At 70.3% G+C, this 7,784-nt stretch carries 6 protein-coding genes and 1 pseudogene; 5 read left to right on the top strand and 2 right to left on the bottom strand.

Annotation, left to right across the window (positions count from 1 at the left end):
- On the top strand, window positions 1-903 hold a 903-nt coding region (locus V7D28_RS11935; protein ID WP_333587604.1), incomplete at its 5' end, for a molecular chaperone DnaJ.
- A gap of 39 nt (window positions 904-942) precedes the next feature.
- Here the strand turns inward: V7D28_RS11935 and V7D28_RS11930 are convergent.
- Complete coding sequence (locus V7D28_RS11930; protein WP_333587603.1) at window positions 943-2,451, bottom strand: flavin-containing monooxygenase; 1,509 nt, start codon at window positions 2,449-2,451, stop codon at window positions 943-945.
- Between the two features lie 196 nt (window positions 2,452-2,647).
- On the opposite strand from V7D28_RS11930, the gene mutS reads away from it, so the two are divergent.
- A complete protein-coding gene (gene mutS / locus V7D28_RS11925) occupies window positions 2,648-5,332 on the top strand; it encodes a DNA mismatch repair protein MutS (RefSeq protein WP_333587602.1) in 2,685 nt (894 codons plus the stop codon).
- Entirely contained in the window at window positions 5,329-5,934 is a 606-nt protein-coding gene (locus tag V7D28_RS11920; protein WP_333587601.1) for an HAD family hydrolase, read from the top strand. Before mutS ends, V7D28_RS11920 begins: the two co-directional genes overlap by 4 nt.
- A 44-nt stretch (window positions 5,935-5,978) precedes the next feature.
- On the opposite strand, the gene V7D28_RS11915 is transcribed toward V7D28_RS11920, so the two are convergent.
- On the bottom strand, window positions 5,979-6,965 hold the full coding sequence (locus tag V7D28_RS11915) for a 2-hydroxyacid dehydrogenase (protein ID WP_333587600.1): 987 nt from the start codon (window positions 6,963-6,965) through the stop codon (window positions 5,979-5,981).
- 76 nt (window positions 6,966-7,041) lie between these two features.
- On the opposite strand from V7D28_RS11915, the gene V7D28_RS11910 reads away from it, so the two are divergent.
- Together V7D28_RS11910 and V7D28_RS11905 are read left to right on the top strand one after the other, a co-directional pair.
- Complete coding sequence (locus tag V7D28_RS11910) at window positions 7,042-7,602, top strand: SH3 domain-containing protein (protein ID WP_333587599.1); 561 nt, start codon at window positions 7,042-7,044, stop codon at window positions 7,600-7,602.
- 70 nt (window positions 7,603-7,672) lie between these two features.
- Window positions 7,673-7,784 (top strand): annotated as a pseudogene (locus V7D28_RS11905) (beta-hydroxydecanoyl-ACP dehydratase); the annotation flags it as partial.

The following is a 7,784-nucleotide window of genomic DNA, read 5'->3' as shown; positions in this document are numbered from 1 at the left end:
GACGTGCACGACATCTTCAACGAGGTGTTCGGCGACGTCTTCGGCGACATGTTCGCACAAGGCGGCCGCGGTCGCCGAAGCGGCCCGGCCCGGGGCCAGGACCTGCGCTACGATCTCGAAATCACCCTGGAGCAAGCCTTCGCCGGCGCCGAGGTGGAGATCGTCGTGCCTGCGGCCATGACCTGCGAGACCTGCGAGGGTTCAGGCGCCAAGCCCGGCACCAGCCCCACAGTCTGCGGCGCCTGCGGCGGCGCCGGCCGGGTGCGGGCCAGCCAGGGCTTCTTCTCGGTAGAGCGCACCTGCCCCCGCTGCGGCGGATCTGGGCGGCTGATCCAGGACCCCTGCGCCACCTGTCACGGCCACGGCCAGGTGCGCAAGGAACGCAAGCTGCAGGTCCGCATTCCGGCCGGCGTGGACGACGGGGCGCGCATCCGCCTGGCGGGCGAAGGCGACGCCGGCGCCCGGGGCGGCCCCCGCGGCGACCTCTATATCTTCATCTCCGTGGCGCCCCACGACCTCTTCGAGCGCGACGGCCTGGACCTCTTGTGCACCGTGCCCGTCCCCATGGCGGTGGCGGTGCTGGGCGGCGAGATCGAAGCCCCCTGCCTGCTGGGGGGCGAGAACTGCGACGGCGCCTGCAAGATTTCCGTCCATGTGCCCGAAGGCGCCCAGACCGGCCGCACCGTGCGGCTGAAGGGCCGCGGCATGCCCTCCCTGCGCTCCCGCGAGCGGGGGGACCTGGTGGTGGAGTTGTTCATCGAGACGCCGTCGCGCCTGACGCCTCGCCAGAAGGAGCTCATGCGCGAGTTCGCCGAACTCTGCGGCGAGCAGAGCCATCCCAAGTCCTCGACCTTCGTGGGCAAGGCCAAGCGGTTCTGGGAAGAGGTGACCGGCGGAGCCTGATCGCCTCCTCCCCCCGGGAATGAGACGGGCCGGAAGGCCCTATTCCGCCGGCTCGGCCACGCGGGCGGCCACAGCCGGCTGGTCGTCATAGCGGAAGACCGGGCCGTCCAGATCGATGGCCGGCAGGTCCGAACGTTCCACCCAATAGTCCTGGGTGTGGCGCCATTCGGCGCTGTCGCCGCACTTGGGCATCTTGTCCATGTCGCGCATCAGATAGCCCGGATTGAAGTTGTCCGGATCGATCCAGGGGCCGCGGGGCATGGCGGCGCCGGCCTCGCCGGGATCGACCATCACCTTGTGGGCGCCCTTGGCCTTCATATGGGCCAGCAGCCGGGCCACGAAGTCGCCCATCAGATCCACCCGCAGGGTCCAGCTGGCGCGGAAATAGCCGAACACCCACACAAGGTTCGGCACGCCGGTGAACATCATCCCGCGATAGGTCAGCGTCTGACCCCAGTCGACCGCCTGGCCGTCCACCTCGAAGGGGATGTCCCCCATCACCGACAGGCGGAAGCCCGTGGCCGAGATGATGATATCGGCCTCCAGCAGGTCGCCGGACTTCAGCAGGATCCCCTTTTCCGTGAAGCGCTCGATCTGGTCGGTGACCACCGAGGCCTTGCCCGCGCAAATGCCCTTGAAGAGGTCGGCGTCCGGCACGAAGGCCAGGCGCTGCTGCCAGGGGCGGTAGCTGGGGGTGAAGTGCTTCATGTCGTAGCCCTCCGGCAGGACGGCGGCGACATTCTTCAGGATCTCGTCCTTCACGGCGTCGGGATATTCCCGCGCCATGTGGGCGAACATGCCCTGGTCCTTGAGGATCTTCCGGCGGACGATCTCATGCGTCCATTCCTCGGGCACCTCCAGGTCGCGCAGGGTGTCGGCCAGTTCGTTGGCGTTGCGCCCGGTGGCGAAATAGGTGGGCGACCGCTGCAGCATGGTCACGTGGCCGGCCTTTTCGGCCAGGGCGGGCACCAGGGTCGCAGCCGTCGCGCCCGAACCGATCACCACCACCTTCTTGCCGGCATAGTCCAGGTCCTCCGGCCAGGTCTGGGGATGGACGATGGGCCCCTTGAAGTCGGCCATGCCCGGCCATTGCGGCATGTAGCCTTCATCGTGATGGTAATAGCCCTGGCACATCCACAGGAAGCCGCAGGTGAAGGTCAGGGCCTCGCCGGTGGCGACCTTGGTCACCTGCACGGTCCACACCTTGTCCTGGCTGGACCAGGCCGCGTGGGTGATCTTGTGGCCATAGCGGATGTGGCGGGCGAGGTCGTTCTCCTCGATCACCTCTTTCATGTAGCTGAGGATTTCAGCCGCCGTGGCGATGGGCGCCCCGCGCCAGGGCTTGAACCGGTAGCCGAAGGTGTAGAGGTCGCTGTCGGAGCGCACCCCCGGATAGCGGTGGGTCACCCAGGTGCCGCCGAAGGTCTCCTTGACCTCCAGCACCGCAAAGCTCGTCTCCGGCGACTGGTGCGTCAGGTGCCAGGCCGCGCCCACCCCCGAAATGCCCGCGCCCACCACCAGCACGTCGAAATGCTGCGCCTTGCCCATGGGAAGCCTCGTCCTTTTTCCGTTTCGTCCCTGGCCGTCGGTGTCATGCCCGACGATCCTCATCGCTGATCGAAATCAAAGTAGGTGATCACCGATCACTTGGCGAGAAGTTGTTTCGGGCCACAGGATGCCGCCCTCAGGGCGTGGACGCCAGGGGGATGACCGAATCCCTGCGCGCCGCTAGCGTGCCCGCCTCATGAACGCCCCCGCCCCGACCCTTCCGGACGCGACCGGCGCCACCCCGGTCATGGCCCAGTTCTTCGACGCCAAGGCGCGCCAACCCGACGCCCTGGTCTTTTTCCGCATGGGGGACTTCTACGAGCTGTTCTTCGAGGACGCCCAGAAGGCCGCCGCGGCGCTGGGCATCAGCCTGACGGCGCGGGGAACCCATGCCGGCCAGCCCATCCCCATGGCCGGCGTGCCCGCCCATGCGGCCGAGGCCTATCTGGCCAAGCTGATCCGGGCCGGGTTCAAGGTCGCCGTCTGCGAGCAGATGGAAGACCCCGCCGAGGCCAGGAAGCGGGGCTCCAAATCCGTCGTCCGGCGCGAGATCGTGCGCGTGGTGACGCCCGGCACGCTCACCGAGGACGGCCTGCTGGACGCCCGCGGCGCCAACCGCCTGGCCGCCGTGGCGGTGCGGGCCGGCCAGGCGGCGGTGGCCAGCGTGGAAATCTCCACCGGCGAGGTGGAGTGCCTGAGCCTGGGGGTCGCAGGCCTCGCCTCGGCCCTGGCCGCCCTCGCCCCTTCGGAGACGCTTGTCCCCGACCGCCTGTTCGCCGACGAGGCGACGGCCGCGGCGCTCAAGGCCGCCGGGGGCTATCTGCAGCCCCTGCCCCAGGCCCTGGCCGAGCCCTCGGCCTCCGAGGCGCGGCTCAAGCGCCTCTATGGGGTGGAGACCCTGGACGGGTTCGGGGCGCTCAGCGGGGCGGAGATTTCGGCGCTCGGCCTGATCGCGGCCCATCTGGAGACCACCCAGGCCGGACGCATGCCCGCCCTGTCGGCCCCGCGCCGAGTGGGCGAGACCGAGGTCATGGCCATCGATCCGGCCACGCGGACCAGCCTGGAGATCGAGCGCAGCCTGTCGGGCGGCCGGGAGGGCAGCCTGCTGGGCGCCATCGACCGCACCGTGACCGCGCCCGGCGCCCGCCTGCTGGCCAGCCGCCTGGCCCGCCCCCTGGTGGAGCCGGCGGCCATCGATGCGCGTCTGGACGCCGTGGCCTTCTTCTGCGAGCGGCGGACGCTGCGGGCCGATGTCCGCGCCCGGCTGAAATCCATGGGCGATATGGCCCGCGCCCTGTCGCGCCTGGCCCTGGGCCGAGGCGGCCCCCGGGACCTGGGCTGCCTGCGCGACGGACTGGCCTTCGGCGGCGAGATCGCGGATCTGTTCGCCAGGCCCGCCCCCCTGGACCCGGACCCGCCGGCCGAGGTGGCCCAGGCCCTGGAGGCCCTGGACCTCGCCCGCCAGGGCGGCCTGGCCGAGTTCCAGGCCCTGCTGGCCGCGGGCCTTTCCCAGGACCTGCCCGCCCAGGCCCGCGACGGGGGATTTGTGGCGCAGGGCGTCCGCGAGGAACTCGATCAGGCCCGCGCCCTGCGCGACGACAGCCGCAAGGTCATCGCCCGCCTGGAGGCCGATCTGGCCGCCCAGAGCGGGGTGGCCCTGAAGGTCCGGCACAACGCCGTGCTGGGCTATTTCGTCGAGGCCACGGCCAAGGCCGCCGAGCCGCTGATGAAGCCGCCGCTCAACGCCGCCTTCATCCACCGCCAGACCCTGGCCAATCAGGTGCGTTTCACCACCGTGGAGCTGGCCGAGCTGGATGCGAAGATCGCCCAGGCCGCCGAGCGGGCCCTGGCCATGGAGCTGTCCACCTTCGAGGCCTGGCGCGAGGCCGCCTGCGCCCTGGCGCCGGCCCTGCAGGACGCCGCGGCCGCCGCGGCCTGTCTGGACGTCTCCGCCGCCCTGGCCGAATGGGCCGAGGAGGCCGGCGCCGTGCGCCCGGTGGTGGACCGATCCTGCGCCTTCGAGGCCCAGGGCGCCCGTCACCCGGTGGTGGAGGCCGCGGTGCGCCGCACAGGCGACGCCTTCACCCCCAATGACTGCCGCCTCGACGGGACAGGGGCGGGCGGCGCCCGGCTCTCCATCGTCACCGGCCCCAACATGGCGGGCAAGTCCACCTTTCTGCGGCAGAACGCGATCCTGTGCGTCCTGGCCCAGGCCGGCGCCTTCGTCCCGGCCCGGGCCTTCCGGCTGGGGGTGGTGGATCGGTTGTTCAGCCGCGTGGGCGCGGGCGACGACCTGGCCCGGGGCCGCTCGACCTTCATGGCCGAGATGGTGGAGACCGCCGCCATCCTCACCCAGGCCACCCCGCGCTCCTTCGTGATTCTGGATGAGATTGGCCGGGGCACGGCCACCTATGACGGCCTGGCCATCGCCTGGGCCTGCGCCGAGGCCCTGCACGAAACAAACCGCTGCCGCGCCCTGTTCGCCACCCACTATCACGAGCTGGCCGTGCTCGAGGACCGGCTGGGCCATGTGTCGAACCTCTCCATGCGGGCCAGGGAGTGGAAGGGCGACCTGATCTTCCTGCACGAGGCCGGACCAGGGCCGGCCGACCGCTCCTACGGGGTACAGGTGGCCAAGCTGGCCGGAGTGCCGCCGCCGGTGGTGGCCCGGGCCCGCCAGGTGCTGGACCGGCTGGAGCGCGAGCAGGGCGCGCCGGCCCATCTGGAGGACCTGCCGCTGTTCGCCCAGGGCGTGGCCGAACCCGAGACCCGCGGCCCCAGCGCCGTGGAGGAGGCCCTGCGCGTCCTCGACCTGGACGGCATGAGCCCGCGGGAGGCCATGGAGGCCCTCTATCGGCTCAAGGGGCAGCTCACGCCATGAGCGTCCGCACCCTGATGATCGATGTGGACGGAGTGGTGATCCGCCATCCGCAGGGCCTGCGATGGGACCACGCCATCCAGGCCGATCTGGGCGTGGATCCGGAGCGTTTCCAAAGCGCCTTCTTCGCCGTCCACTGGCCCGAGGTGATCGTCGGACGGGCCGGTCTGCACGAACGGCTGGCCCTGGCCCTGCCGGACTTCGCCCCCCACCTGACGCCGGAGCAGCTCACCGCCTACTGGTTCGCCCAGGACGCCCATCTGGACCTGGACTTTCTCGACCAGATCGCCGCCCTGAAAGGCCAATACGCCCTGCACCTGGCCACTGTGCAGGAGCATTTGCGGGCGGCCTATCTCTGGAATGATCTGGGCCTCAAGGACCGGTTCGAAGCCATCCACTATGCGGCCGACTATGGCTGCGGAAAGCCCGATCCGGCCTTCTTCGAGGCGGTGGCGGCGCGCACGGCCCACGCGCCGCACGAGCTTCTGCTGATCGATGATTCGGCGCGCAATGTGGCGGCCGCCCGGGCCTGCGGCTGGCGGGCGGGCCTGTGGGACGGGACGCAGACCGTGGCCGATGTGATCGCCGGGGCGGAAGCGCGCTGAATCCCGCCGCTTGGCACGGCCCAGGCGCATTCTTTTTCCGGTTCCTAAAGCATCGCCGGGATGACCCGGTCGGGGGGCCTGTGGCCGTCCATCCAGGTGCGGATGTTGATGATCACCTTCTCGCCCATGTCGATCCGGCTCTCCACCGTGGCCGAGCTCATATGGGGTAGGAGGACCACATTGGGCAGCTTCAAGAGCTTGGGATTGACCGCCGGCTCATGCTCGAACACGTCCAGGCCGGCGCCGGCGATGGCGCCCTTGGCCAGGATGTCGATCAGGGCGTCCTCGTCCACGATCTCGCCGCGGGCGGTGTTGATCAGGATGGCGTGGGGCTGCAACAGCTTCAGCCGGCGGGCCGAGAGCAGGTGGAAGGTGGCCGGGGTGTGGGGGCAGTGGATGGACACCAGGTCCATCCGGGCCAGCATCTGGTCCAGGCTGTCCCAGTAGGTGGCGTCCAGCTCCTCGGCGATCCGCGGGCTGACGGGCTTGCGGTTGTGATAGTGGATCTGCAGGCCGAAGGCCTTGGCCCTGCGGGCGACGGCCTGGCCGATCCGGCCCATGCCGACGATGCCCAGCCGCTTTCCCGTCACCCGGTGGCCCAGCATCCAGGTGGGGGACCAGCCGGTGAAGCCGCCGGACTGCACCACATTGGCGCCTTCCACGATCCGCCGGGCCACCACCATGATGAGGGCGAGCGTCATGTCGGCGGTGTCTTCGGTGAGCACGCCGGGCGTATTGGTGACGATGATGTTGCGCTTGGCCGCGGCGGCCACGTCGATATGGTCCACACCGGCCCCGAAGGAGGCGATGAGTTTGAGCTGCGGCCCGGCCTTTTCGATCAGCTCGGCGTCGATCCGGTCGGTGATGGTGGGGGCCAGGACCTCGGCCCGCTGGACGGCGTCGATCATCGCCTCGCGGCCCATGGGGGCGTCGGCGAGGTTGAGCTCGGCGTCGAACAACTCTCTCATTCGCGTCTCCACCGGATCGGGGAGCTTGCGCGTGACGATGACTTTGGGCTTACGGGCGGCCATGACCAAGTCTGCGACGGGGACCTTGCGACGGAGCGCGATGGGCGCGCGAGGTCCAACCTCTAGCAAAGGGACCCAGATGGGCCAAGGCGAGCCTGCGCCCGATCACGGTTCCAGGAGCCGGGCGCCCCTGCGACGGGCGTTGCTGGCGGCCGGGCTTTGCGCGGGAATCGCCGCCTGCAGCCCCGCCGGCGGCGAGGCGCAGGCCGAGCGGCCGACCCCGTCGGGCTATCCGGTGCCGCGCTATCTGGTGCTGAAATTCGACACGGTGAACGCCCGCGCCGGCCCCGGGGACGATCATCGGGTGCTCTGGGTCTATCATGCCCGCGGCCTGCCGGTTCAGGTCATCGCCGAAACGCGGGAATGGCGTCAGGTGTGCGATCCGGACGGCGGCGTGGCCTGGGTCCATCGGCGCGTCACCGATGGCGGGCGAAATGTGGTCCGCCTGGCGGAGACCCCGCTGCCCCTGCGGAAACGGCCCCGGGAAGGCGCCGAGGTGAGCGCCTATCTGAACGCCCGCGCCCTTGCCGCGTTGGACCGCTGCGAGGGCGGCTGGTGCCGTCTGAGCATTGATCGTGTGCGCGGCTGGGTCCCCGAGAGCGAGGTCTGGGGGGTCGATGAGGCCGTCCAATGTCGTTGAGCGGCGCCTTGGCCTCGTGCTAGGGCCTGACCCCTTCTGTTTCGAGGCGAGCTGAAAAGGCGGCCAGACCATGCATGAGGCCAAGAGCCGTTACGACCTGGAAGAGCTGCTGGCCTGCGCCCGCGGCGAGATGTTCGGCCCGGGCAACGCCCAGCTGCCGGCGCCGCCGATGCTGCTGTTCG

Origin of the sequence: Phenylobacterium sp. (assembly GCF_036723115.1) — a bacterium.
Taxonomy (GTDB): Bacteria; Pseudomonadota; Alphaproteobacteria; order Caulobacterales; family Caulobacteraceae; genus Phenylobacterium.
The sequence above is the reverse complement of the archived record's forward strand: the minus strand, read 5'-3'. Positions and strand labels throughout refer to the sequence as shown.

Coding starts and splice junctions, on each gene's coding strand:
- V7D28_RS11910 (WP_333587599.1), top strand. CDS start 7,042: ATGGGCCAAGGCGAGCCTGCGCCCGATCACGGTTCCAGGAGCCGGGCG.
- V7D28_RS11915 (WP_333587600.1), bottom strand. CDS start 6,965: ATGGCCGCCCGTAAGCCCAAAGTCATCGTCACGCGCAAGCTCCCCGAT.
- V7D28_RS11930 (WP_333587603.1), bottom strand. CDS start 2,451: ATGGGCAAGGCGCAGCATTTCGACGTGCTGGTGGTGGGCGCGGGCATT.
- mutS (WP_333587602.1), top strand. CDS start 2,648: ATGAACGCCCCCGCCCCGACCCTTCCGGACGCGACCGGCGCCACCCCG.
- V7D28_RS11920 (WP_333587601.1), top strand. CDS start 5,329: ATGAGCGTCCGCACCCTGATGATCGATGTGGACGGAGTGGTGATCCGC.